This is a genomic window from Brevibacillus humidisoli (genome assembly GCF_020923435.1).
GTDB classification, from domain to species: domain Bacteria; phylum Bacillota; class Bacilli; order Brevibacillales; family Brevibacillaceae; genus Brevibacillus_E; species Brevibacillus_E humidisoli.
The window spans coordinates 2,979,240-3,002,734 of sequence record NZ_CP087263.1; the positions used below are offsets into that span (position 1 = coordinate 2,979,240).

Genomic DNA, 23,495 nt, shown 5'->3' on the forward strand with positions numbered 1-23,495 from the left:
TCAAGGCCGGATGCGGTGTGCACACAGGCGTGCTGGCATAGGGGCGCTCTCTCTGGTACAATACGATCAATGGTGATCTCAGTTTGGACTTTATCTGAATCGATCACTTGATACGATGGGTGGGCGAGGGACTATATAGAAGGAAGGTAGATGTTTGCACCGCTTACTGGATTATCTGTTTCATCTGAAGGGTAACGAAACCACTGTGAGACGAGAACTGCTTGCCGGTACTGTCTCCTTTTTTACGATGGTCTACATCGTCGTAGTCAATTCATCCATATTGGCTGACGCCGGGATCCCGCTGGAAGCTGGCATTGTTGCGACGGTGCTGGCTTCGGTGACCGGCTGTCTCCTGATGGCTGTGTGGGCAAACCGACCGCTCTTGTTGGTACCCGGAATGGGGATCAATGCCCTGTTTGCCTACACGTTGGTCCATTCCATGGGATTGAGCTGGCAGGAGGCGTTGGCTGCCGTTTTCACTGCGGGTATCGTCTTTGCAGTCGTATCGTTTACCCCTTTAGCTCATGTGATTTCGTCGGCAATTCCACGCTCGCTGAAAGAGGCAATCACAGCTGGCATCGGGCTGTTCCTCGCTTTTATCGGGCTGCAAAAAGGCGGGGTGATCATCCTCGACCAGGAAACCTTTGTCGCACTGGGGCCTCTCTCCAGCCCGCAGATTCTGCTGACGATCTTCACCCTGCTTCTCACGTTGGTTCTTTTCCTGCGGCAAGTGCCGGGCAGCTTCCTGATCAGTATCGCAGCTGGTACACTGTTGACTGCCTTGGCCGGACAAATCGATACCGACGGGTTGAATCAATCAAGCAGCTTTTCTCTTGCTTCGTATGACTCCGTGTTCGCCGCTCTGAGCTTTGAGAGAGTCGGTTCCGTTACCTTCTGGATCGCCGCTTTCTCGATTGCCCTGGTTGTGATCTTTGAAAGTATCGGAGTGATCCACAGCCAGCTCCAACTGCTGGGGAAACCGGAATCACTGTCGGCTGCGATGCGGGCAAGTGCTGTCTCTGTGATCACCTGCGGATTGTGGGGTACAAGCCCCACCGTATCGGCAGCTGAAAGTGTGGCCGGCATTTCGGCAGGCGGCAAAACCGGGTTGACGTCACTTACAACGGGCCTGCTGTTTCTGCTCTCTTTGCTGCTGCTCCCTGTCGTCACCTTGATTCCGGAAAGCGCGATCGCTCCCGTTCTGGTCGTCGTCGGTGGATTGATGATGCAGGGCGTAAGACATCTTCCTTTTGACGATCTGTCCGAGTGGTTTCCCGCTTTTTTAACCATTGCGCTGATTCCGCTCACATACAGTATCGTCGACGGGATGGGCTTCGGCTTTGTTGCCTATCCGCTGCTGAAATGGCTGCTTGGAAAAGGGCGGGACGTGTCGGTACCGCTGTACGTCATTGCCGGTTTGTTTGTGGTCTATTTTGGGCTTCAGGCTGTAGGGGTTTAGGTTGCGAATGGTTTCAGGCAGTAATGACCATGCATTTTAAGTGTCATGCGTATTCCCGCATAAGGACGACAAAAACTCTCGTATAACAGAGGTGGATACGGGAGTTTTTGTATGCTGGCATGCATCACTGATCTACTCCTTGGCAGGTTTCTCCCTCCTATGATTGCGAAATCGTTCTTGGACTGTCGTGGCCCGAAATCATCCCTCTTTCCGCAAAAAAACTGGTCAAATGCGTGACAGATAGCAAACGATAAGAAATGTCGTGCTGGAAAAAGTTATAGGATATAGAAAAACCTTAGAAGATGAGGAGAAAGTGAAAATGTCAAATGCAAACCCAAAGAGGATAGACTCAGCAAAAAGAATCATCAAGGCGCCCGCATCAAGCATTTATCAAGCCTTTTTGAACCCGGAGTCGCTGGTTTTATGGCTTCCGCCGGAAGGGATGGAGGGAAGAATCGATGACTTTCAGGCTTGGGAAGGCGGAACCTATCGCATGACGCTCACCTATGTCGGTTCTGATCAAATGGTCGGCAAAACATCAGAGAACTCTGACGTCGTTCAAGGAAAATTTCTGGAATTGAGTGAGGACAAGCGGATCGTACAGCAAATCCAATTCGTGTCTGAAGACCCGGCATTCGCCGGCAAGATGATCATGACCTGGAATCTGCACGCGGTTCCGGAGGGCACCGAAGTTTCGATCATTTGTGAGGATGTGCCTGAAGGGATTCGGCAGGATGAGCATGAAGAGGGGATGAGCTCCACCCTGGCCAATCTTGCCGTCTTTCTCGAGGGCTGATTCAGTGTGCCTCTTATCGAACATATGAATCGTTTTCGTTAATATGTGAGCAACAGCCGTTCTCATGCTCTGAAGCTCGGTGAGGAATCAACTGCGAAAGACTAAATCTCTGCTGTGTTTATAAAAACCTTCTCTCAGCGCTTACCCTAACGCTAAAAGAAGGCCTATGATTGATATGTTGATTGATAAGTTGCTCTGAACTCTGCTTGCCAAAACAAGGATTCCATCAACCGATCAACCGCCCAATAGCATGAGCCAGATACAACACCGGCAGTGCCAGCAGTGCATAAGGAAGCGATCCCTTTAGGCTCTGTGGCTGCAGGTGTTGTTCTCCGCGAAGACGGCGGTACATGTACCACGTGTACGGCAGAAGCACCGTAACAGCTGTCACGACACCGGGCGTATACCCATGAAACAGCACACTTTGGCCAACATGAGTAAACACATTGGCCGTCATAACTGTGAGACAAACTAGAAAGTATTGCATTCCTCCGCCCATCGTAAGGGAGCGGGCAGCAAGGTAACTGGATGATAAGATAAACACGAAGATGACCCCTACAGCTATCGCAAACTGAACCGTCGTCATGCTCGCCGATGCCAGAATCAACGGGGCTAGCAAACTGCTGCCAACGAGTGACTGCAGCTCATCCAGGTTGGCCTGCATCCACCACTCAAACGTGATCACTTCTTCTGCATCGTGAATTAAAAAGATGACTGGAAACAACCAGATCAGTTGTTTCAATGAAAGCTTGTTATCCAGGTATGACAGCATGCTTAGGTATCCGTCCGATCCACACCACGCAGCAATTGCTCCAGTTCGGCGGGGTTGTATCCCTTTACCGCCTTATCGCCAACCGCGGTCACTGGTACACCAAGAAAACCAAACCGTTCCACTTCTTCACGATATTCCTGCCGCTCCATCACATCGCGGACCTCATAGGCAATACCTTGTTCCTGGAGGTATTGCTTCACCATCTCGCAGTCCACACAGCCTTTCGTGGAGTATACAATCACCGGGGCCGCCTGTGGCTTCATCTGATCCAGCATCCCCGTAACGATGGCAAACGAACGCTGGGAGGCCAATTGGGTAAACTCAGCAAAGTTGACGTGAGCGGAACCGTCAGCTTTATCCGACATCGAGCGGACAATGACAAACGGTACCCCGTTCATTGCGCAAACCTGGGCAACAGCTGCTCCCTCCATCTCCGTACAGGATGCGGCAAACTGCTTGTACAGTTGGTTTACTTTCTCCCGATCTGCGAGAAACTGATCGCCGGAGAGAATACGCCCCTCTAGGACACGGACCCCCTCCCCGACTGTCTTGCCGGCAGCGACGGCGAGACGGATCAGTTCGTCATCCGCTTCCCAGACCCACTTCTCCTGGAAAGGAATCTCCCCTGGTTGGAAACCCAGTGCCGTCACATCCACATCATGCTGCAGACAGTCTGTAGAGACGACGATATCGCCGATGTTTAACTCCGGGTGAACCGCTCCTGCCACACCGGTAAAAATAACACGATCCACCTGATACTGATCGACCAGTATCTGGGTGCAGACGCTGGCGTTTACTTTTCCCACACCTGACTTGCAAAGCACAACCGACTGACCTGCCAACTTCCCTTCATGGTACGTAATTCCGGCTTTCGTAGATGAGACCGTCTCCGTCATCGCGGTGTGATAGAGCGCGATCTCCTCGTCCATCGCGCCGATGATTCCGATGCGCATGGCAATCCTCCTGTATCTGCAATCAGACTTGCGTTCTTCTTTTTATAAAGTGTTACGCTTGCGTACGCGTGCTCTCTCGATGTTCAATCCGATGCGGCAGTACCACAATATGCTGTTCCACCTGTTCGTTGTTCATGTACTTCGTCAGTAGGCGCATCGCGACCGCCCCGATGTCGTACATAGGCTGTACCACACTGGTTAGACGCGGCCGTACCATCTCGGCTAGTCTCACATTGTCAAACCCGATCACTTCCACGTCCTCCGGCACGCGCAACCCGGCATCCTGGACAGCGTGAATCGCACCGATCGCCATCTCATCGCTGGCCGCAAACACAGCCGTGGGCGGCTGAGACAGCTTGAGGAAATCTTTCATCGCATTCAATCCTGAATTGTATTGGTAATTCCCTTTGGCGACCAGTTCTTCCTCATAGGGGATATCTGCGTCGGCAAGGGCCTGTTTAAAGCCTTCAAAACGAAGCAGTCCTCCAAGTGGATCGTTGAGCGGTCCGCTAATCATCGCGAGGCGGCGGTGACCGTCATCGATCAGCAGCCGGGTGGCGTCATACGCTGCTTGGAAGTGGTCAATCGTAACCGACGGCAGTACACTTTCCACATCCCGCGTAGCAGCCAGCACGACCGGGACCGAGGCTGTCGACAGCACCTGCAGATGGGCGTCTTTTACTTCCGCACCCATAAACAGCAGTCCGTCCACCTGCTTTTCAAGCAGCGTGTTGATTAACTGCAACTCTTTCTCCAGCCGTTGGTCAGAGTTGCACAAGATAATATTGTATTTGTACATGGTGGCGATATCTTCGATTCCCCGGGCGAGTTCGGAAAAGAACATACTGGAGATGTCCGGAATAATGACCCCGACCGTCGTTGTCTTTTTGCTGGCCAGACCTCTCGCCACGGCATTTGGGCGATACCCGAGACGCTCAATCGCGGCCAGTACCTTTTTCCTTGTTGTCGGCTTTACATTAGGGTTGCCGTTGACGACACGGGAAACCGTGGCCATGGAGACGCCTGCTTCCCTGGCGACATCGTAGATAGTAATCGGCATCGTGAAACCACTCCTTCCACCATATTTTGGTTTTCATAATTGTTTTCATAAATGTATGGACATATCATACGACATACGTCCGTTTGATGCAATCGTTTTCTTCTATTTATTCTATGAAAAAACAGATCCGCTTATCCGATTAGAAAAACCGGCAATCCCGTTTATCCGGGACGCCGGTTTCTATTGATTGGCTGCCTGTGGATAGAGACGTGAAATACCGGTTCAGTGCGCCGGGTCCTCCGTCCTACTTACTTGGCTGCCGTCGTTTCCTGTTTGTACAGCCCGGATGCGTACAACTCGTCGAGGATCTCATTGAATTGCGGAATCGTCACCTGCTGCTTGGCATCAGACAAGGCGACATCCGGATCAGGATGAACTTCAATCATCACGCCGTCAGAGCCTACCGCCAGTCCAGCCTTTGCCGTCGGCAGAAGCAGGTCGCGACGCCCCGTAGAGTGCGTTACGTCTACAAATACCGGCAGATGGGTCTCCTGTTTTAACAGCGGGACAGCGGAGATATCCAGCGTGTTGCGGGTTGCTTTCTCATACGTGCGAATCCCGCGCTCACAAAGCATCACCTGCGTGTTGCCTTCTGATACAATGTATTCTGCGGCATAGATGAACTCTTCAATCGTCGCCGACAAACCACGTTTCAGCAGCACAGGGTGGTTGACCCGGCCAGCCGCTTTGAGCAACTCAAAGTTCTGCATGTTGCGAGCACCGATCTGGATTACGTCGATGTATTGTGTCGCCAGTTCGATATCGTTCGGGCTGACGATTTCACTAATCGTAACCAGGTTGAACTCGTCTCCGATCCGCTTCAGGATCTCAAGCCCTTCCACACCCAACCCTTGGAAGTCATAGGGAGAGGTACGAGGTTTGAATGCGCCGCCGCGCAGGACACGCAGTCCCTGTTTTGCGTGATTTTCCGCAACCAGCCGCACCTGTTCATAGCTTTCAACGGAACATGGCCCGGCGATCAACACAGGTGCAGAACCGCCAAAGGCGACTCCTTTTACATGGATAACCGTATCTTCCAATTGTTTTTTGCGGCTGACCAGCAGTACTTTCTTATTATCGTCCTTCTGCAGATCAAGCGAGGCCTTGAAGATCTGCTTGAACAGATAACGTACCGTGTCATCCGTGAACGGTCCCTTGTTATGTTCCACCAATAGATTGAGCATTTCACGCTCGCGCTCGGGGTCGAAGCGGTTGATCCCTTGTTTCAACTTCTCCTTGCCCAGTTCTTGAACGAGCTCTGCCCGTTGACTGACCAGTTCCAAAATCTTCAGATTAATCTCGTCCACTTGCTTGCGCAACGTTTCGATTTGTTCGTTGCTCATCTTCTCCACCCCTTCTCGTACGGCTAATCTCTCTTTCGGCTACCCGACAAGTTAGGGAATATTATAAAGGAACCCAAGTCGTTTGTCAGCATTTTAGCGCCAAAAAGCGCGAAAGTGTTTGTAAAGAAATTTAAAGCGCTTTCATTTCTGAGGAGACAGACAACTGCTGCGCTTTTTCGACAGGATTCTTGGCAGCGAGAGCGAATACATACGAAGGAACGAAAAAATTGCCAGAACAACAGCAATGTTTTTGCAGATAAAAAGGAGTGACGGCAGCATGTCGCACGATACACCAGATCAACATGCGATCTTTGCCTTGGATATCGGTACACGCAGCGTCGTCGGGCTGATCGTCGAGCCGGACAACGAGCAGTTTAACGTGATCGACTGTGAAATCCAGGAGCATGACGAACGCTCGATGCTGGATGGTCAGATTCACGATGTGGTGGCAGTGGCAAAGGTGATTGAACAAGTGAAGAACCGCTTCGCCGAAAAGCACGGCCCCCTGCGTAAAGTAGCGGTGGCCGCTGCCGGACGATCGCTGCGCACACGACGCGTGCAGGTGGAGATGGAGATCACCCACCGAACCAGTTTGACGAGGGACGATATCCTGACCCTAGAGTTTACAGCTGTACAGGAGGCGCAAGCGGAACTGGCCAAAGAGTTGAATGAACAGGACACCACCCGCTATTACTGCGTTGGCTACAGCGTCGTCAACTACTATCTGGATGGTGAAGTGATCGGCAGTCTGGTCGATCAGCGGGGGGACAAGGCTAGTATTGACGTGATCGCCACCTTTTTGCCGCGTGTCGTAGTCGATTCGCTGCTGGCTGCCTTGAAGCGCTGCGACTTGGAGATGCAGGCCCTGACACTGGAACCGATCGCGGCGATCAACGTGCTGATCCCGGTCACCATGCGTCGCCTCAACATCGCCTTGGTAGACATCGGGGCCGGAACCTCCGACGTCGCCCTGACCGAAGAAGGCACGATTACCGCCTATGGCATGGTGCCTGTAGCCGGAGACGAAATCACAGACGGATTGATGAATGCCTTTCTGCTTGATTTTTCGATCGCGGAAACGGTCAAGCGCAAGCTGATCCACGAGGAGACCATTCAGTTTCAAGATATTCTGGGGATCGAACATACCTTGTCACGGGAGGAGGTCGTGCAGGGGATTGAATCGGAGATTGACCGTCTGGCCGGCAAGATCGCTGAAAAAATCATGGAACTAAACGGGAAACCGCCACAAGCGGTGATGCTGATCGGCGGCGGCAGTCTGACGCCTAAACTGCCGGAAAAGCTGGCCGCAAGCCTCAAACTGCCGGCCAATCGAGTCGCTGTCCGGGGAGCCGATGCCATCCAGCAGTTCATCGGCCATCATCCGCAGATCAGCGGTCCGGAGTTCGTCACACCAGTAGGCATCGCAGTAGCTGCCCGCAAACATCCAATCAAATACATGACGGTGACTGTCAATGACAACCCGATCCGCATCTTCGATCTGCGCAAGGTAAGTGTCGGAGACTCCCTGTTGACCGCCGGACTGGATATCCGCCGTCTGTACGGACGCCCTGGACTGGCCAAGACCGTCACGTTGAATGGACGAATGCGGATCATACCGGGCGGTCACGGTACCGCGCCGGCCATCCTGCAAAACGGAGAGCAGGTGGGATTGGACGCACCATTATCAGATGGTGATGTCATTACCGTTGTGCCCGGTCAGGATGGCGCAGAGGCAGAGGCATCGATTGCCCAGCTGCTCGACGAAGTGGATACTCTGGACCTGACGGCAAACGGCAAACCGGTCTCTCTGGCTCCGGTCGCTCTCGTCAACGGCCAGCCCTATCCGCTGGACGCTCCGTTAAGCGATCGCGATCAGATCGAGGTGCGTCTCCCGCGAACAGTGGGTGAAGCCTTGCAACAGACCGGTCTTGTTCCGGCTCCTGGCAGCATCGAAGAGACCCGCTACATCCAGGTCACCCTAAACGGGCAGAACTGCCGCATCCCGCAGACGCAGGTGAAGCTGACGTTGAATGGCAAACCGGCAACAGCAGCAGACCGCATCCGCACTGGAGACGACTTGTACTATGCGGTGGAGTCACTGCCCCTGCCGACGATCCAAGAGTTGTCACCTTCGGAAGACTGGAGCCACCTGGCGATTCATGTGACGTTTAACGGACGGCCGGTATCAATACGCACCACCCAGCTCTCCATTACGATGGACGGCAAGCCGGTCAGCGAGGAGACCGTCGTCCATGATGGCGCCGTGATTGCGATCAACATCTCACCAAGCCCACCTCCTGTCTTTAACGATATCTTTCGCTATGTAGATGTGGAGTTGACGCCAAACAGCAAAGAAGGACAGCTGCGACTGATGACGACGGTAAACAGTGAGCCTGCTTCCTTCCAAACTCCGATTAAGGATGGGGATGTTTTGGAGCTGTATTGGGAGTCGTAATAGAATACGGAGGATGACGCTCTTTTCAGCTGATGTGAAGAGAGCGTTTTCTATTTCTCTCCCGCTACGTGTGGGATCGGCGACAAGCGAAAAGAAGGCGCCCCCTCCCATAATCGTTCTTTCCTTCGGGGACAGCCTTCTTAGCTTGGTTTTTACTGCTTTTGCTGTTCAAACAATTCATTGAACTCCTGCGCCATCTGCAGATCGAGATCGGTCAAGCCGCCGGCGTTCCAGGAGGACAAGCGAAGCGTGACCAGCTTGTAGTCGATCGCGATCAGCGGATGGTGGTCGTGCTGTTCGGACCGCTCCGCCACCTTGTTGACGAACGCGATTCCGTCCATAAACGCTTTAAAGCGGTACTTCCGCTCAATCCACTTCTCATCTGTGCGCACCCAGCCAGCAGCAGTCGACAAACGCTCTTCAATCTGCTGGTCCGTCAATCGTTCCATCGCACTCCCTCCTCGCCTCAGGCTTGAACTGCTTCTGCAATCGCCTGTCTGGTAATCTTCCAGTGGGACGTATGCCATTTGACAGAGCCGTCTTCGAGCAAGAAAATCTGCGGTGATTCGTGTTTGATGCCGTAACGCTCGGCGATATCATTGGAGACGGGACGATCTTCCCGCACCAGAACGATCGCTGCGGGCAGCTCGTTTTCCTCCAGGAAGGCGGAAAATTCGTCGTGTGCTGACGTACTGATCGGGCAAATCGTGCTGTGTTTGAACAGCAAGCGCTTGCCCGGCTGGTTGACAAACTGCTCCAGTTGTTCGACAGAATGAAGTTGCGTAAGTGACGCCATCGTGTGATCCTCCCTTTTCTCTATCATCCAGTTGCCATGAGTTGTTCCCTCTCTCACAGTATAAGAAAAAACTGGCGGTAAAACCAGCATGGGAAACAACCTTTTCAGCAAACAGCAGGAAAAGGCATCAATCATGATCATCAGTTCAGGACTGCGCAAGACGACGGCTGCCTAAGCGAGAGGTGCCCAGCTTACTAGCGGATCAACTGTGTCAAACGGCGGCGAATCTCGTTCATCCATTTCTGGTCGCCGACGGATTGGGCCAGCAAAAACATATCCAGCAGGTCATTTACTTTTTGTTCCACAGAATACGTAACTGCGGTTTCCTCACAGTGATCTGCTACCATCACCAGCAGATTGGAAAACTCGCAGATTTGTTCGAAGTCAATATCTTGACGGCCTGGATTGCGTCCCAGGTCATTCATCAGTTGCTTTAAGTCATCCTTGATTTCTTCCACAACCTGCGAATGGGCACATGTCTCGTCTGAGCAGACATGGACAGGCACATTTTGAATCTTTACGCTGTTGCGGTAGATCACGTTGCGAAGTCCAATTCCCATCTGACATCCACAACGGCTGCATTTCTTCAACATACAAATCCCCTTTCTCAGTTTCCCCGCAATTCCACCTAACTAAGATTCGGGGCTGCACCATAAAATCCTGCCGTACAGGCGGTGGTACATGGTGGATGCGGTGCCAAGACTGAGAAGGGGGGGAAAGAGTGACCGGCATGGGCCACCCTGGCAAACACCTTGAACAGGGGATTGTCTGGCAAGGTGGTCGTGTTACGGAAAAATGGCTGCACGACGCTTGGCTGAGGGAACAACAGGTAACGCCCGATAGATAAACCGGTCTTAGACAGACAAACCGCTCAGGGGGACACGCTCCCTGAGCGGCTATCTTTTACTTGGCAATTGGCAAACAGGACGATATTCCCAACCCGTTTACCAACGGTCAGGTGTAAACCGCATTCACTTTTTCACACTTCGGACAGACGGCTACTTTACCCGCTCTACCCGACTCGTCTTCCACCCTGTACCCGGTGATTCGGTCGGAAAAGCAAAACAAGCACTCGGTATTGAAGTCCATGTCGTACTCCGCTTTCCAAACAATCGACTTGAAACCCTCGCCTACGCTGATCGTGATCGACAAGTGTTCATACGAGTCCGACTGTGACAGAGACAGATGCCTCCTCATAAAAATGTCATCCTTTCCTCAAGCTTTGTCATTTCGTATCCTCTAGCTTTTCCCTGTTTTCTGAATAATATTCATTGCAAAAATGGGCGAATGCCGTTCCTCCTCGTAATGCAGACCCATATGTTATGGATGTAAGCACAATAGACCTGGAGAACAGAGGAGGAGGAAAAACATGAGTAGCATTTTCAATGGTGATTTCGACGATTTCGTGATTGTGCTGGTGCTCTTCATCCTGTTGGTAATCGTCGGCGCCTCTGAAGACTAATGCCCTTGCCAGTTACCCAATAATCGCCCGGTAATCCTACATTTTTAGGCGGAGCCATTGCTGCGCCTCCCGTTGCCTCGCCGCTTGTCATAGAAAAAAGTGGCACAAAGCACCTGACATGAACGTATATATGAAAAACCGAATCCTTTTTGGCGCGTTTCACGTTACAAGCTGCTCACGATGAGCAGCTTTTTTTCTTTGCAAAAAATTTTTTGCCGAAAATCGCCCGACGGGTTCGATTTCTGCTTTATTTTGTGTACAATAGGATGGACGTATCAGAAAGCGAGGTATAACTTACGATGAGAGATCCACGTGTAGAGACGCTTGCCGGAAACCTGGTGAACTATTCCGTTCGTGTCCAGCCAGGAGAAAATGTGCTGATTTACGCGGTCGGTCAGGTACCTGACCTGGTCAAGGCCGTGATCCAAAAGGTATACGAGGCAGGCGGGCAACCGTACGTCCAATTGATTGACCCTACCATTCAACGGGAACTCCTGCTGCAAGTAAACGAAGAGCAGCTTGCCGTGATGCGTGAAGCGGATGTCAGCTTTATGAAAAAAATGGACTGCTACATCGGGATTCGCGGTGGCGACAATATCAACGAGCTTGCCGACGTTCCAAGCGAGAGGATGAGCATGTACTCCCGCCTGCTGCAACGACCGGTGTTGGATGTGCGGGTACCAGAGACCAAATGGGTGATTCTCCGATATCCGAACTCCTCGATGGCACAGCTGGCCAACATGAGCACGGCGGCATTCGAGGATTTCTACTTCAACGTATGCAACCTGGACTACAGCAAAATGGCCCAAGCAATGGACAACCTGGTTTCGCTGATGGAACAGACGGACAAAGTGCGGATCACTGGTCCGGGAACCGATCTCTCCTTTTCGATCAAGGGAATACCTGCGATTAAATGCGCCGGTCATTTCAACATTCCCGATGGAGAGGTATTTACTGCTCCTGTAAAGCATTCCGTCAATGGGGTGATCAGCTACAATACACCTTCACCGTATCAAGGATTTACCTTTGAGAATGTGCGACTAACGTTTAAGGACGGGAAAATTATCGAGGCAACGGCGAACAACACCGAACGAATCAACAAGATTTTTGACGAAGACGAAGGGGCACGCTACGTCGGCGAATTCGCAATCGGGGTCAACCCGTTCATTCAGAATCCGATGAAAGACATCTTGTTTGACGAAAAAATCGACGGTAGTTTCCACTTCACGCCTGGTCAGTGTTATGACGAAGCTCCCAACGGCAACAAATCGTCCGTGCATTGGGACCTCGTCTGCATCCAACGCGCAGAGTGGGGCGGCGGCGAAATTTACTTTGACGACCGCCTGATTCGCAAAGACGGGCGATTTGTCGTACCGGAGTTGGAATCGCTCAATCCGGAAAACTTGAAGTAAGATACCGCACGCAGGAAGTGAATATGATCCCCTCGGACCACAGGACACCGCGAGTCACGCGAAAGTTGCCCTGCACAAATCGTCTGAGGGGATTTATATTCGGGGTTGGCGGGGTTCTATACTGCGGGGGTGTTCGTTTACCGCCTCATCGATTCGCTAAACCGTACTTTTGTAATAGAGAATGGTAGCATCCAATTCGCCATTTGCCGATCTGGCATAGCAGGGTATCCGTCCAGCCTGCGTAAAACCTATGGATGCGTACAGGTAGTTGGAAGGATCTCCTTCTCGTGTATCGAGAACGAGTAACGACCTCCCTTCCTGCTTTGCCCTTTCTTCAGCCTTTTGCATCAGGGTACGTCCAATACCTTTCCGTCGATAGTCAGGGTGTGTCATTAACTTTGCAATTTCCGCTCTATGGGTCCCATTCTGTTTCGTACATAAATGGATCTGTACACTCCCGACTAGTTGGTTGTCTATTCTGGCAACGAGCAGGATGACTCCGGGATTGAGTACATTTGTCCAATAGTCTAAAGCATCAGAACGACTCATTGGCGGTAAAAATCCAATCGATGCGCCATCCTCTACCACCTGGACGAGAAGATCGGAAAGTACCTCCAGATGCTCTGCAACTGATGTCACTTGTTCAACTTTCACCTCACTGCCCAACACCATCACCTCATGTTCGTATCTCACCTATCTCCATTAAACAGGAAGGGACACCTCTTAACAAGACCGAATGTCAGATAATCTTACATTATTTTTAAAGACATGGTTCTTATTCCCCTTGGATTACGTAGGAGCATCATGACCAGACATGGATGTAGGGAAAATCGGGTCATCTCTCCCTCTCATGGTCGCTTGCCTGCTTCCACTCGATAAATGGGCGTCCTTCTCCTGTTTATCCGCCATAAGATGATACATACCTACTGCGTTGGGGGGATGGATTGTTTTGAAGCGTAAGAAATGGGCCAGCGTCGTACATCACAAGTATCCCGCGAAAAGCAGCCTTCACCCATACAATTTTTTTGTACCTCTGGTAGACCAGGTAAAAGACAGTGTCGTTTCGATTGTCACCGAAGGATCTTCAATCCCGTCCGATCTGAAGCAGTTTATCAACCAGTTGCTGGATAGCCAACCATTGAACGATTCGATGAAAGAACGCAGTTTTGGCACGGGATTTATATTTCATCCTCAGGGATACATTTTGACAAGTGAACACGTCATCAACAAGTCGAAAAACGTCCTGGTCAAACTGTGGAATGGTCGCGTCTACCAAGCACAGCCCGTCGTTAGCGATTCCAATCGGGATTATGCGATTCTCAAAATCGATGCCGACCGCAAACTGCGTGCTTTGCCCCTAGGCAGTTCACGTACCACACAGGTAGGTGAGTGGGTGATTGGGATTGGTTCCCCTTTAGGATTAGAGAATTCTGTAACGGCAGGTATTATCAGCGCGAAAAACAGACGATTGCATGTCGCCAAACGCGTCTATGAGGAAGTTCTGCAGACAGATGCTGCGATTAACCCGGGAAACAGCGGTGGTCCATTGATCAATCTGCATGGAGAAGTGGTTGGGATGAATGCGTTTATCATCCAGTCCAGTCAATGTCTTGGCTTTGCGATCGGGATCGACGCCCTAAAGCCGTATCTGCGTGATTTTTATTAACGTCGCCATCCGCTCCCAGCTCTCCTGGCTGGCACAAAGCAGGCCGGCCTGGTATGCCAGAAATGAATAGGGAGGTCGTTGCTTTCCACACAAAAACGTACCCACTTTCTCCTAGGTGAAAAAGTGGGTACGTTTTTATCCTGATTTACCTTTCTTCCGCTCCCGGCTGGGTTGGCTGCTGGGCAAACGCAATCAGGTAGACAGGCTGCCCTTCCTGATTGAGACGGATTTCCGCCTGCTGCAGATCTTTTAACTGCTCAGGTGTCAGCTGCGCAATAGGCAGATGACCCAGCTCATGTTCAGGCATCATCTTCCCTCCCGTTTATCTACAGTAAGGTCAACCCTTATCCTAGGCTGTCCAACGCCAAGGCGGTCTATAACGGTATCTTCGTTTCCTTATGTATCCGGATGGAACCGATGGGTCAATCGGAATCACTGCGTTACGCTACCTGCTGCAGGGCTTTCACGATAGCTGCACAGGAACGCTTGCAAAAAAGAATCGGCATCTGTCGCTCTTTCGCCTGGTTCTTGATCGTCTTGGCCAGATTGTGATTGACAAAATCGGTAAGGACCAGAATCATTTGGACGCCGCTTGGAATCTTGAGGCCGGTTTGTGAGCTTTTTCGTCCTGTAACGTGGTAAATCTGCTCAAATCCCTTTTCCTGCAGGACATGTACGATATTGCCAAGCCGGTCGCCACCGATTACGAGTATGGCTGACATCTTGCCTCCTCCTTTATCTAACCTTTCAATTGATAATAAATATCATTCTTATTGATAAATATTATCATTCCCAATTGGCTTTGGCAATACTCTTTCTTGATAAGATGGAGATGTTGGCACACACTAGGAAAGAGACGGATATCTGCTTGCCCGGTATGTTTTGCCAACGGTATAATAGAGTGAAATCGAGATTCCCGAGGAGGTGGGCAGTATGGAGGAATTTCCGCAACTACGATCCATATTTGAACGGACCAAAGATGGCATCGGCAAGTTTATGTCGATGTTGCAGCCCATCATCGACAACGCGCAGGATGAGCACACCCGGCTGTACTATCACCACATCTATGAAGAAGAAGAGCAGCGACTAGACCGTTTAAATGAACTGATTCCACATCTCAATTCGATCATCAGCGAAGGCAAGGCTGCACAACTAAGCAATCGCGAGTTGTCCCGCTTACTCTCCGACATTAATCTGGAACGATTCGGCCTGCACAACTTCCGTGAACACCTGGAACTTGCCATGTACGAATTCACAGGTGAAGAAGATCGTGAATGGCTCAGTCAAATGCGCGACAATACCCAAGCTGACTATCTGACGGTAAAAGAGGTGATGGCTGGGTTGACCGAGAGAGTTGCAGATGTGAAAGTGGGCAATCTGGTTGATCACGATGAAGGACACAGTATTCATCAGGTAGACCATCTCCAGGCATCGGCTGGTGCGCTCAAAGATACCGGGAGCCATTCATCACCTCAACAGGTGGTAGAGGTATCCAAACCAGGCAAAAAAGGTTTGACCGTAGGCAGTCTGCGACTTACATAGCTAAGTTAGGGCAGCGAGTGGATTTCTTGATGGCACTGCTGGTGACTGCTCAAACGTTGCACATGGAAAAACCGTACAATGACCACAGGAGGAAAAGTATGGACAAGCTGCGAAAATTTCCGGACTCTCCCCTTTCCAAAGAAGAGTGGGAGCAACTGGACGAAGCTGTTATTGAAATGGCGCGCCGTCAATTGGTCGGTCGTCGTTTTATCGATATTTACGGACCACTAGGCGAGGGAGTTCAAACGGTAACAAACGATATCTACGAAGAGTCCCGCTTCGGCAACCTGAGTCTGCGCGGGGAATCGCTGGAACTGACCCAGCCGAGCCGCAGAGTCAGTCTGACGATTCCGATTCTCTACAAGGATTTTATGCTCTACTGGCGTGACGTCTCACAAGCTCGTACCTTGGGGATGCCGCTTGATCTCAGTGCAGCGGTCAACGCTGCAGCCGGCTCCGCCTTGATGGAGGATGATTTGATCCTCAACGGTTCTGATCCGTTTGAGCTGCCGGGTCTCATGAACGTCAAAGGACGGCTGACGCACATCAAAAGCGATTGGATGGAATCGGGCAACGCCTTTGCCGATATCGTGGAAGCCCGCAACAAATTGTTGAAGATGGGCCACAGCGGCCCCTATGCCTTGGTCGTATCGCCAGAGCTGTACTCGCTGCTGCACAGAGTCCACAAAGGGACCAATGTACTGGAGATCGAGCACGTGCGCAGCCTGGTCACAGACGGGGTATACCAATCACCCGTCATTAAGGGTAAGGCAGGCGTACTGGTTGCCACCGGCCGTCACAATCTCGATCTGGCCATCGCTGAAGATTTTGACACGGCCTTCCTCGGCGACGAGCAGATGAACCACCTGTTCCGTGTATACGAGTGCGTGGTTCTGCGAATTAAGCGCCCCAGTGCGATTTGTACGTTGGAGGAAGCAGAGGGCTAATCACGGCAGGCTAATGACGTCGTGTTAATCACGGCAGTTAGTTTTGAACTTAGCTCAGTGGGAATATCCTAACCGGTTATGGAATGAAAACAAGCGGCACGCCTTTCACGGCTTGCCGCTTGTTTATGTACCACTTTTTATGAAAAGAAGCGCTAAGCGATCCGTACGACCTTTGTTTGCTCCCCGGATGGGAGGAATGGCAGATCAACGTGCTCTCTTGCCTGCTCCAGTCCCACATCCTGAACCAGTATCTGCACCTCTTCCTGAAACGGAGGCGTACAACTACCCTCGTTCAACTCACACAGACGCTTAAGATGACGCAGGCGCTCTGCCAGCTTTTGTTCCCGCATCCACTCGTTTTGCAGCTCGCATACATTCACGTGCCTGGCATCGGCGATCATGCCAATCTCGTTGACGTGTACGATCAAGCGCTGCCCCTCTTCGGTGACAAAGCCGATCGAACAAAACTGGGAAGCTGCCATTTCCAAACGCGTAATCACCGCATTCCGGTACTCCTCTCCGGAACGAAGGCGAAGCATGCCAGCCTCTACCGCACCGCCCACTTTTCGCTCATTGGCAATCACCGTATACATATCTGTGTAACCGTCGATCTGGTACCGCATAACGCCCTCCTGTGTACAGCGAAGATCAGTTCACATGATCAAGCGAAATGATACTCATTATCATTATCTGCAACCATCGTATAATGAAAATCATTATCTGTCAATATCAAGCTCACAGCAAGGAGTGTTGTTTCTGCATGAGTTTATCGTTAGTTTATCCAGACATACTCTTTTCTAACAAACCTCTTTTGGCTCTCGTTTACCCTATGCAGTTGCCCAGCAAAAGGTGAAAAATCGTCAAGACTCGACCCAATTTTCCGAATTTACTGTTTTCACGTGAAACAAAAAGTCAACCAAGTACCTGATTGACCTGATCATATGAAAATGCCCAGCAAGCCACAAGCGCTGCTGGACACCCTCCTATCGTCCTGCTGAAAACAGTTCCAATCTGGCGATTCGCTGGACAGCCTCGACCAATCGCTGCTCCGATGTCAACAATGCTACCCGAACGTAGTTTTCACCATGCTCACCGAATCCAATGCCCGGTGCTACCACAACGTGTGCCTTTTCCAGCAGCAGATCAGCAAACGCGGCTGACCCCATCTTGTCCGGCACCGGCAGCCAGGCAAAGAAAGAACCTTGCGAAGGCGACGCCTGCCAGCCGATCTGTCGCAAGCTGTCAAACAACGCATTGCGACGACTTTCATAGGTTTCGACCAGTTGGCGTACGCACTCCTGTGTATCGGTCATCGCCCGTACTGCCGCCATCTGTACAGCACCAAACAAACTGACAAAATAGTGATCCTGGAGCAGGTTCATCATGCGAACCAACTCCCGGTTGCCAACCATTGCACCGACACGCCATCCTGCCATGTTGTAAGTTTTGGACAGTGTGTAGAACTCCACCCCTACCTCTTTGGCGCCAGGGGTCTGCAGAAAGCTAACCGGCTTCTTGCCGTCGTAACTGATCGCACCATAGGCGAAATCGTGACATACGACGATCTCATGGCGCCGTGCAAAGCGGACTGTTTCCTCGAAAAACTGGATAGGGGCAGTAACCGCAGTTGGATTGTTCGGGTAGTTGAGGAACATCAATCTTGCCCTCTCCAGATCTGCCGGCGTCAGCTCACCGTAGCCGGGGAGAAACTGGTTCTCTTCCCGCAGCGGCATCATCACCATGCGCCCGCCGGATATTGCCACGCCCGACCAGTAGTCTGGATATCCCGGATCGGGCACCAATGCCACATCACCGGGGTCAAGCAACACCTGACAAATCTCGACAAGCCCGGTTTTGCTCCCAAACAAGATGGCGACCTCTTCTTCCGGATCGAGATCCACATCGAATTCCTGCTTGTACCAGTGGGCAACTGCTTCTTTCAGTTCCCGTCTGCCCTGGAACGGCGGATACTTGTGATGCATGGGATCGGCAGCCTGTCTCTGCAATTCTTCCACAATATGCGGGGGAGTCGGCAAGTCAGGATTCCCCTGCCCGAGGTTGATAATGTCATGCCCTTCCGCTATTACCTTGTTTACTTTGGCCACAAGAGTAGAAAAGAATTGCGTGGGTAGTTGATTCATGATGGAAGCGGGTCTGATGCGCATCGTCTGTCCTTCCTTTCAAGCCAAAGAATAAACCCCTTCTTCCATACAGAAGAAGGGGTATGCATCTGCCAGCACAGCCTTATCTGTCAGGAAGTACTCCTGCTGGATTTGGCACAGCATCTCGCTTGTGGGCGAGACCCGCTGCCGGGCTTCATAGGGCCAGTCCCTCCGCCTCTCTCGATAAGTGATCGACTTGTCAGATCGTTCTGTTTTCGATCTTTTTCTATACTAGCGGGGGGTTGCAGCAATGTCAATCCCCCCGTTTACAGCTGTTTGCTTACTTGTCGGTCTGCTGGATCTTGACCTTGGCGCCATCCTTCAGCATCGTCTGACCTTTTACGACTACTTGATCACCTTTATTCAAGCCGCTCAGGATCTCGATCTTGTCGCTTGACTCGGCCCCAGTGGTTACTTCCACCTGCTTGGCCTGATCACCTTCTACAATGTACGCATAACGCTTGCCATCCTGATCGAACACAGCCGTTCTCGATACAACCAGTGTCTTGGCATTCTCGGTGCCATCGCTCAGCTGCACATTTGCGACCATGTCAGACTTTAATTCACCTGTTGGATTGGGGATCGAGATTTCTACCGGGTATCCCTTGACCTGTTGATCCATCACCGGGCTGATCGCCGTTACACTAGCTTCCAGTTCTTTATCCAAAGCCGGCAGGTGAACCGTCACCTTGGAGCCAACCTGAAGCGTTGTAATCTCCTGTTCGGAAACGTTCACCTTGACCAGCAGCGGATCAGTGGTAACTAGCACGACTACCGGCATCTGTGGCGAGGCCATCTCTCCTACCGACCCTGAAACAGATGAGACTACGCCAGAGATAGGAGCCGTAACCGTTGAGTTGGCCAGTTGTTCCCTAGCGTTCTCCAGAGAGACTCGAGCCTGGTCAACCGAGGCTTGGGATACACCGATTCCCACTTGCTTCTGCGCTGCGTCGTAGGTAGCTTTTGCATTGTCATAGGCCGTTTGCGCATTGGTTACAGCCGATTTCGCCTGCTCATATTGCTGCTGAGAGATGGCACCCTGGCTGAATAACTGATTCATCCGTTGTTCATTCAGCTTCGCGTCTTTCAGCGCCTGCTCTGCCTGGGTCAGGCTGTTTTTAGCCTGCTCCACCCCTTGAGCGGAACTTGTATCGCTCTGCTTGAAGTTGGCCAATGCCAGCTTGTAAGCCGCTTCTGCCTGCTGCACGCTGTTCATCAGGTCCTGTTGATCCAGCTTGAACAGCACATCTCCCTGGCTCACTTTTTGTCCCAGTTCAACATTGAGTGTTTGAATCTTGCCGCTTACCTTAGGAGCGACCTGTACCGTCTTGCCTGGGGCAAGCGTGCCTGTCAAACCTGCTGCTACGCCAACCGATCCTTCGGTCAAACTCTCCACCTGTACCGGGATAGGCGCTTCTTCCTTCTGTTCCTCCACCGCAGTCGGTTGGGCACTACAGCCGGCTAACACCAATGTCAGCATCACAAAACTCGTCAGGTATTGTTTTACACGTCTCATATGTTTCCTCCTTCCAGACTCGGTCCGGCTTCTTCGGCGGCTGTTTTCAGGCCCCGGCGCTTGCGAAAGCGGAACCCACGAATCTTGCGTCCCCAATCGTCAAACAAGGTGTAGACGACCGGGATCAAGAACAGTGTGATCAATGTGGAAAAGCTGAGACCGAAAATGACGACGATCGCCATAGGAGCCATCGACTCATTCCCCGAACCGCCGCCAAACGCGAGCGGCATGATGGCAAGTACTGTCGTCAATGTTGTCATCAAGATTGGACGCAGACGCAGCGGCCCTGCTTGGAGAATGGCCTCGTTTCTCTCTTCTCCCCGTTTTCGAAGCGTGTTCACGTAGTCAATCAACACGATCGCGTTGTTCACGACAATCCCGATCAATAGAATATACCCGATCAAAGCTGGCACACTTAGCGGGTTTCCGGTCAACAACAGCCCGACCACGACGCCAATCAAGGTTGGCGGAATGGAGAACATGATGATGAACGGACTGAACAGGGATTCAAACTGGCTGGCCATCACCATGTAGACCAGAGCGATTGACAAGATGATCGCCAGTCCAAGGCTGCTAAAGGATTCAGCCATCTCTTGAGCATCCCCGCCCATTTCTACGATGTAGCCATCAGGCAAAGAAAGCTGATCCAGTTTCGCCCTGATTTCCATCGTGATCGAATTCAGATCCCGTCCGACAGTATCTCCGGTAATACTTACTTCCCGAGCCTGATCGGTACGGCTGATCATCTGCGGTACAGCCTCTTCCGTAATCGTGGCAACAGAGGAGAGAGGGACCTGCGCTCCGCTCGCCGTGGTGATACGCAGTTGATTGAGGAAGCTGATATCTTCCTGGAACGTCTCTGGCATCTTGACAACCACGTCAATCTCATCTTCACCTGTGCGATAGCGGGTGACCGTCTGTCCCTGGAATACCGTTCGCACGTTGGAGAGGATCTGCGACGTGCTCAAACCATAATGACTAGCTTGGTCTGCATCGATTTCAACCTGGTATTCCACCTGGGTTTCTTCCAATGAGGATGATACGTTGCGCATCCCAGGCACACTTTTTATCTCTTCCATCACGACGCTGCTGATATCCTTCAGGACGTCCAGATCATCACCACGCAAACTGATGCTCACCGGTGAGCCAGATGACGTACCCGATTGATCCACTTCTGATACGGTGATCTCAGCACCCGCTATGTTGGACAGCTGTTGCCGCAGATCTTCCACTACGTCAACCGTCTCTCGCGTACGGGCCTCTTTGTCGACAAGCGTCAGCTCCAACTGTGCCTGGTTGCTCATCGCATTGGCAACGATCGCAGGACCACCGCTGCTGCCCATCGAGATGTACAACTGCTCAAGCTCCGGCACTTCTTTAACAATCGCTTCTGCTTGCTGCACCACTTTTTCCGTCTCGGAGAGCACCGTACCGTTTGGCGTTTTGATCGAAACCGATATCTTGCCCTGGTCCATCCCCGGAATAAACTCGGCTCCTACCATCGGAGTCAATGCAATGGCTCCGATAAACAATACGATCGTCCCACCGATGACCGTTTTCCGGTGGGAAAGCGACCAGCGAAGCATCCGGCCGTAGAGTCGGCTCACTTTGCTAAACCACACGTTAAACCAGATGATCGGATTGAGGCCGCGGTAGCCTGCTTCGTAGATCGATTCATCCGGAACCCGCTTGAGCCAACGAGAACTGAGCATCGGAACCAAGGCCAGCGAGACAAACAGCGCTGCTACGTGCGAGTAGACAACGGCCAGTGCCATGGGACCAAACAGTTCGGAGGCCAATCCTTCGACGAAAACAATCGGCAGGAAGACGGAGATTTGCGCGAGAGCAGAAGCCATGACAGCCGTACCTACTTCTTGCGAGCCCAACTTGGCCGCTTCCAGCATACTTTTTCCTTCTTGTCGTAGGCGGTAGACGTTTTCTAGGATAACGACCGCAAAATCGACCAGAGACCCCAGTCCCAAGGTTAATCCGCCCAGCGAGATCATGTTGATCGTTTGTCCGGTAAAGTACATCAGACAGAAGGTGGTAATCACCGAGATCGGAATGACGATCGCGACGATCAACATAGAACGGAAGCTGTTCAAGAACAGAAGCAGGATCACAATGGAGAACAAACCACCAACCAGTGCATGCTCGGCAACCGTATAGATCGAATCTTTGATAAATACGGACGCATCCATAATCGTTGTCAGTTTCATGTTCTCAGGCAATTCTGCCTTCAGTTCCTGAAGGGCTTTATTTACTTCATCGGCCACTTCAACTGTGTTGCCGCCGGATGCCTTGGTGATGTTGAGCCCGACACTCGGCTGGCCGTCCAGTGTCGCCTTTTGTGTCACTTCTTTATACGTATCGTTGATCTCGGCGATGTTTTTCAACGGAATGGACCCACTGGCCACGCGAATCGGCGTATTGCCGATGGCCTGAACTGTACCGTACTCGCCTTCCACACGGATGTTCAGTTTTCCGTCGCCTTTCCGTACGGAACCGGCCGTACCGGAAACATTGGTGGAGGAAAGAGCCTGCTGCACCTGATCGATTGTGATCCCATATGCAGCGGTCTTGTTGGGGTCGAGCACAATCTCAATCACTCGGTCGCGTCCACCGGACACACCGACAGATGCTACCCCTTCCACTCGTTCCAGCCGTGGCTTGATCACGTCATCGGCGACTGATTTCAGCTTCACGATATCTTCTTCACCGGACAAGGCGAGGGTGAAGATAGGCATGCTGTTAGGATCCAGCTTCAAAATACGCGGTGCATTGGCCGAATCCGGCAGGGCACCTTTTACCAGGTCCACCTTGTCCCGAACATCTAGCAGTGCCTGATCCATATCAGTGCCCCAGTCGAACTGGATAATCACCTGTGAGGCTCCTTCTGCCGAATTGGACATCAGTTTACTCACATTAGCCGTTGTTCCGACTGCTTCTTCGATTGGTTTGGTGACGAGGTTTTCCACCTCTGCGGGCGCTGCACCGTCAACCGAGGTTACGACCACAGCGACCGGCAGATTTAACTCGGGATACAGCTCAACTGCCAATCTCGGCAGAGAGACGAACCCGAACAAAATCAGCGCGACACAAACCATCAAAATCGTAACGGGACGCTTGATCGAGAATCCCGATAAATTCATAG

General features: G+C 51.7%; 24 protein-coding genes and 1 riboswitch. Of the genes, 9 read left to right on the top strand and 15 right to left on the bottom strand.

What is annotated here, in order from left to right:
• The first annotated feature begins 154 nt into the window (after nt 1-154).
• Nucleotides 155-1,459 carry an NCS2 family permease gene (locus LOK74_RS14710; protein ID WP_230042787.1) on the top strand — a complete coding sequence of 435 codons (1,305 nt, stop codon included), beginning with the start codon at nt 155-157 and terminating at the stop codon, nt 1,457-1,459.
• A 262-nt stretch (nt 1,460-1,721) separates the two neighbouring features.
• Nucleotides 1,722-2,255: an SRPBCC domain-containing protein gene (locus LOK74_RS14715; protein ID WP_338148613.1), complete on the top strand. Its 534-nt coding sequence runs from the start codon at nt 1,722-1,724 to the stop codon at nt 2,253-2,255.
• 226 nt (nt 2,256-2,481) lie between these two features.
• Here LOK74_RS14715 and LOK74_RS14720 read toward each other — a convergent pair whose 3' ends face one another.
• The 4 genes from LOK74_RS14720 to LOK74_RS14735 form a co-directional block, all read right to left on the bottom strand.
• The gene (locus tag LOK74_RS14720) at nt 2,482-3,027 is read right to left on the bottom strand and encodes an HXXEE domain-containing protein (RefSeq protein ID WP_230042788.1); all 546 of its coding nucleotides are present in this window, start codon (nt 3,025-3,027) and stop codon (nt 2,482-2,484) included.
• Between the two features lie 2 nt (nt 3,028-3,029).
• On the bottom strand, nt 3,030-3,980 hold the full coding sequence (locus LOK74_RS14725) for a 5'-methylthioadenosine/adenosylhomocysteine nucleosidase (RefSeq protein WP_230042789.1): 951 nt from the start codon (nt 3,978-3,980) through the stop codon (nt 3,030-3,032).
• Nucleotides 3,981-4,032: 52 nt separating this feature from the next.
• Entirely contained in the window at nt 4,033-5,040 is a 1,008-nt protein-coding gene (gene ccpA / locus LOK74_RS14730; protein WP_230042790.1) for a catabolite control protein A, read from the bottom strand.
• 248 nt (nt 5,041-5,288) lie between these two features.
• Nucleotides 5,289-6,383 carry a bifunctional 3-deoxy-7-phosphoheptulonate synthase/chorismate mutase gene (locus LOK74_RS14735; RefSeq protein ID WP_230042791.1) on the bottom strand — a complete coding sequence of 365 codons (1,095 nt, stop codon included), beginning with the start codon at nt 6,381-6,383 and terminating at the stop codon, nt 5,289-5,291.
• Between the two features lie 277 nt (nt 6,384-6,660).
• On the opposite strand from LOK74_RS14735, the gene LOK74_RS14740 reads away from it, so the two are divergent.
• On the top strand, nt 6,661-8,838 hold the full coding sequence (locus LOK74_RS14740) for a cell division protein FtsA (protein WP_230042792.1): 2,178 nt from the start codon (nt 6,661-6,663) through the stop codon (nt 8,836-8,838).
• 152 nt (nt 8,839-8,990) lie between these two features.
• Here the strand turns inward: LOK74_RS14740 and LOK74_RS14745 are convergent, their stop codons facing one another.
• The 3 genes from LOK74_RS14745 to LOK74_RS14755 form a co-directional block, all read right to left on the bottom strand.
• On the bottom strand, nt 8,991-9,287 hold the full coding sequence (locus LOK74_RS14745; RefSeq protein WP_230042793.1) for a 4a-hydroxytetrahydrobiopterin dehydratase: 297 nt from the start codon (nt 9,285-9,287) through the stop codon (nt 8,991-8,993).
• Nucleotides 9,288-9,304: 17 nt separating this feature from the next.
• Complete coding sequence (gene ytxJ / locus LOK74_RS14750) at nt 9,305-9,634, bottom strand: bacillithiol system redox-active protein YtxJ (protein ID WP_230042794.1); 330 nt, start codon at nt 9,632-9,634, stop codon at nt 9,305-9,307.
• A gap of 194 nt (nt 9,635-9,828) precedes the next feature.
• Nucleotides 9,829-10,227: a hypothetical protein gene (locus tag LOK74_RS14755; RefSeq protein ID WP_230042795.1), complete on the bottom strand. Its 399-nt coding sequence runs from the start codon at nt 10,225-10,227 to the stop codon at nt 9,829-9,831.
• A gap of 128 nt (nt 10,228-10,355) precedes the next feature.
• Between LOK74_RS14755 and LOK74_RS24085 the strand changes: the two genes are divergently transcribed.
• Nucleotides 10,356-10,481, top strand: a complete 126-nt coding sequence (locus tag LOK74_RS24085; protein WP_255679457.1) for a hypothetical protein — start codon at nt 10,356-10,358, stop codon at nt 10,479-10,481.
• A 107-nt stretch (nt 10,482-10,588) separates the two neighbouring features.
• Here the strand turns inward: LOK74_RS24085 and LOK74_RS14760 are convergent, their stop codons facing one another.
• Nucleotides 10,589-10,831 carry a hypothetical protein gene (locus LOK74_RS14760; RefSeq protein WP_230042796.1) on the bottom strand — a complete coding sequence of 81 codons (243 nt, stop codon included), beginning with the start codon at nt 10,829-10,831 and terminating at the stop codon, nt 10,589-10,591.
• A 172-nt stretch (nt 10,832-11,003) separates the two neighbouring features.
• Here LOK74_RS14760 and LOK74_RS14765 point away from each other — a divergent pair, with 172 nt between their 5' ends.
• Both LOK74_RS14765 and LOK74_RS14770 read left to right on the top strand, forming a co-directional pair.
• Nucleotides 11,004-11,096 carry a YjcZ family sporulation protein gene (locus LOK74_RS14765; protein ID WP_126428158.1) on the top strand — a complete coding sequence of 31 codons (93 nt, stop codon included), beginning with the start codon at nt 11,004-11,006 and terminating at the stop codon, nt 11,094-11,096.
• A gap of 299 nt (nt 11,097-11,395) precedes the next feature.
• Entirely contained in the window at nt 11,396-12,508 is a 1,113-nt protein-coding gene (locus LOK74_RS14770; protein WP_230042797.1) for an aminopeptidase, read from the top strand.
• A gap of 156 nt (nt 12,509-12,664) precedes the next feature.
• Here the strand turns inward: LOK74_RS14770 and LOK74_RS14775 are convergent, their stop codons facing one another.
• Entirely contained in the window at nt 12,665-13,180 is a 516-nt protein-coding gene (locus LOK74_RS14775; protein ID WP_420908791.1) for a GNAT family N-acetyltransferase, read from the bottom strand.
• 277 nt (nt 13,181-13,457) lie between these two features.
• Between LOK74_RS14775 and LOK74_RS14780 the strand changes: the two genes are divergently transcribed.
• Nucleotides 13,458-14,174, top strand: a complete 717-nt coding sequence (locus LOK74_RS14780; RefSeq protein WP_230042798.1) for a S1C family serine protease — start codon at nt 13,458-13,460, stop codon at nt 14,172-14,174.
• Between the two features lie 145 nt (nt 14,175-14,319).
• On the opposite strand, the gene LOK74_RS14785 is transcribed toward LOK74_RS14780, so the two are convergent.
• On the bottom strand, nt 14,320-14,481 hold the full coding sequence (locus tag LOK74_RS14785) for a hypothetical protein (RefSeq protein WP_230042799.1): 162 nt from the start codon (nt 14,479-14,481) through the stop codon (nt 14,320-14,322).
• Nucleotides 14,482-14,614: 133 nt separating this feature from the next.
• Nucleotides 14,615-14,896: a DUF2325 domain-containing protein gene (locus tag LOK74_RS14790; RefSeq protein ID WP_230042800.1), complete on the bottom strand. Its 282-nt coding sequence runs from the start codon at nt 14,894-14,896 to the stop codon at nt 14,615-14,617.
• Nucleotides 14,897-15,107: 211 nt separating this feature from the next.
• Between LOK74_RS14790 and LOK74_RS14795 the strand changes: the two genes are divergently transcribed.
• Both LOK74_RS14795 and LOK74_RS14800 read left to right on the top strand, forming a co-directional pair.
• Nucleotides 15,108-15,716 carry an IMEF encapsulin system ferritin-like cargo protein gene (locus LOK74_RS14795; protein ID WP_230042801.1) on the top strand — a complete coding sequence of 203 codons (609 nt, stop codon included), beginning with the start codon at nt 15,108-15,110 and terminating at the stop codon, nt 15,714-15,716.
• 98 nt (nt 15,717-15,814) lie between these two features.
• Nucleotides 15,815-16,663 (top strand): family 1 encapsulin nanocompartment shell protein, encoded by an 849-nt coding sequence (locus LOK74_RS14800; protein ID WP_230042802.1) that lies wholly within the window; start codon nt 15,815-15,817, stop codon nt 16,661-16,663.
• A gap of 152 nt (nt 16,664-16,815) precedes the next feature.
• Here the strand turns inward: LOK74_RS14800 and LOK74_RS14805 are convergent, their stop codons facing one another.
• The 4 genes from LOK74_RS14805 to LOK74_RS14820 form a co-directional block, all read right to left on the bottom strand.
• The gene (locus tag LOK74_RS14805) at nt 16,816-17,286 is read right to left on the bottom strand and encodes a hypothetical protein (protein WP_230042803.1); all 471 of its coding nucleotides are present in this window, start codon (nt 17,284-17,286) and stop codon (nt 16,816-16,818) included.
• Between the two features lie 360 nt (nt 17,287-17,646).
• Nucleotides 17,647-18,828, bottom strand: coding sequence for a pyridoxal phosphate-dependent aminotransferase (locus LOK74_RS14810; RefSeq protein WP_230042804.1), 1,182 nt, complete (start codon nt 18,826-18,828; stop codon nt 17,647-17,649).
• Nucleotides 18,829-18,904: 76 nt separating this feature from the next.
• Nucleotides 18,905-19,015: riboswitch (SAM riboswitch) on the bottom strand.
• 90 nt (nt 19,016-19,105) lie between these two features.
• Nucleotides 19,106-20,341 carry an efflux RND transporter periplasmic adaptor subunit gene (locus tag LOK74_RS14815; RefSeq protein ID WP_230042805.1) on the bottom strand — a complete coding sequence of 412 codons (1,236 nt, stop codon included), beginning with the start codon at nt 20,339-20,341 and terminating at the stop codon, nt 19,106-19,108.
• The gene (locus LOK74_RS14820; RefSeq protein WP_230042806.1) at nt 20,338-23,493 is read right to left on the bottom strand and encodes an efflux RND transporter permease subunit; all 3,156 of its coding nucleotides are present in this window, start codon (nt 23,491-23,493) and stop codon (nt 20,338-20,340) included. Before LOK74_RS14820 ends, LOK74_RS14815 begins: the two co-directional genes overlap by 4 nt.
• Nucleotides 23,494-23,495 lie beyond the last annotated feature (2 nt).